The organism is Streptomyces sp. NPDC001027, assembly GCF_040299045.1.
GTDB lineage: Bacteria > Actinomycetota > Actinomycetes > Streptomycetales > Streptomycetaceae > Streptomyces.
The window spans coordinates 1-2275 of sequence record NZ_JBEPBI010000512.1 but is presented as its reverse complement, the minus strand read 5'-3'; the positions used below and the strand labels follow the sequence as shown (position 1 = coordinate 2275).

Below are 2275 nucleotides of genomic sequence, written 5' to 3'. Positions count from 1 at the left end.
AGGAGGAGTTCTGGCGGACCGTCGAGGAAGGCGACCTCGAAGGGCTGGCGGGCACGCTCGGGTTGGACGGGGCCGGTGGTCTGGGCGATGTCCTGTCGGCGTTGTCGGCCTGGCGTCGGGGGCGGCAGGGCCGGGCGAAGCTGGACAGCTGGCGTTACCGGGTGGCGTGGCGGCCCTACCGGCTCGCTGAAGGGGCTGCGCTCGACGGGACCTGGCTCCTCGTCATCCCCGAGGAGCATGTCGGGTCGCCGCTGGCCGCGGCCGTCGCCGACGCCCTGAGCGAGGCGGGCGCGACGACCGTGCCCTTCGCGATGGCCGCCGACGAGCTGGACCGCGCAGGCGTCGCCGCGCGCCTCACGACCGCCATCGCCGGAACCGACGCCGGGACCGACGTCGACTCCGTGAGCGGTGTCGTGTCCCTGCTGGCCCTCGACGAGCGTCTCGCCCCGGATCACTCGGGTGCGACCGTCGGTCTGATGTCCTCGCTGGTTCTGGTCCAGGGCATGCTGGACGCCGGCATCCAGGCCAGGACGTGGTTCCTGACCAGCGAAGCCGTCAGTACCGGTGACGGGGACACGGTCAGCCACCCGATACAGGGCGCGCTCTGGGGATTCGGCCGGGTGGTCGCCCTGGAGCAGCCGCGGCGCTGGGGCGGCCTCGTCGACCTTCCCTCCGTACTCGACTCCGACGTCGCACGCGGCCTGGTCGCCGTCCTCGCCGCAGGAGACGACGAGGACCAGATCGCCCTGCGCGGATCGGCCGCCCACATCCGACGGCTCGTCCGCACCCCTCTGTCCGGCCGAAGCGCGTCGCGTCCCTGGAGCACCAGCGGCGGCGCGCTGATCACCGGCGGCACCGGCGGCCTCGGCGCCCACACGGCCCGACTGCTCGCCCGCAAGGGCGCCGAGCATCTTGTGTTGACGAGCCGTCACGGGAACCAGGCGCCGGGCGCGGAGGCGCTGCGGCAGGAACTGACCGAGCTGGGCTGCCGGGTGACCATCGCCGCGTGCGACGTCGCCGACCGGGAAGCGCTGCACCGTCTCGTCGAGCAGGTGGAGTCCGACGGCCCCGCGATCCGCACCGTCGTGCACACCGCGGGCGTCGGCATGCTCGCCTCCCTCGCCGACACCGACCTCGAGTTCTTCGCCGAGGGCGCCCGCGCCAAGCTGCTCGGGGCCGTCAACCTCGACGAACTCTTCGACCACGACCAGTTGGACGCCTTCGTCCTGTACTCCTCCGTCGCCGGCACCTGGGGCAGCGGCGACCACGGCGCCTACTCGGCCTCCAACGCCTACGTCGACGCCCTCGCCGACCATCGCCGAGCGCGCGGGCTGACCGGTACGTCCCTCGCCTGGGGCATCTGGAGCCCGGAGGGCGGAGGCATGGCCGTCAACGTCGTCCGGGAGCAACTGCGTTGGCGCGGCATCCCGTTCATGGACGCCGAACTCGCCGTCGCAGGCCTGGAGCAGGCACTCGATCACGACGAGACCTTCCTCGCCGTCGCCGACATCGACTGGGAGCGCTTCGTCCCCGTCTTCACCGCCGCGCACTCCCGCCCACTGCTGCACGAGGTCCCCGAGGTGGCGGCCGCGATGCGGGCCGACGAGGCGGTTCTCGACCGCGCCTCGGAACGTGGCGGCGGCCTGCGCGCGGAACTGGCCGGCCAGAGCTCCGCCGAACGCGACCGGACCCTGACCGACGTGGTCCGCACCCAGGTCGCCGCCGTCCTCGGCCACGCGGACGGCAGTGACATCGCCGCCACACGTGCGTTCCGGGAACTCGGCTTCGACTCCCTCACCGCTGTCGAACTGCGCAACCGACTCAACGAGGCGACCGGCCTCACGCTGCCCGCCGCGATCGCCTTCGACCACCCCAATGTCCGTGACCTCGCGCGCCATCTGCGCGGACAGCTCGTCGACGACTCCGCCGAGGAACCCTCCACCACGCTGCCGGCTGTTGCGGCGGCCCGCCCGGCCGGTGAGGACGAACCGATCGCGATCGTCTCCATGGGCTGCCGCTTCCCCGGCGGGGCACACTCACCGGACGACTTCTGGCGGCTCGTCCTCGACGAGACCGACGCCATCTCGTCCCTGCCCGTCGACCGCGGCTGGGACGTGGAGAACCTGTACGACCCCGATCCGGACCGAGCGGGCACCACCTACGCCCGCGACGGCGGATTCCTGCACGACGCGGCCGAGTTCGACGCGGCCTTCTTCGGGATCTCGCCGCGCGAGGCGACGGCGATGGACCCGCAGCAGCGACTGCTGCTGGAGAC

Annotated in this window: 1 protein-coding gene; it reads left to right on the top strand. The window is 72.7% G+C overall.

Features of this window, described 5'->3' with window-relative positions; all coding sequences use genetic code 11:
- Positions 1-2275: SDR family NAD(P)-dependent oxidoreductase (locus ABT300_RS43365; RefSeq protein WP_351688504.1), on the top strand; the 2275-nt coding region annotated here is incomplete at both ends.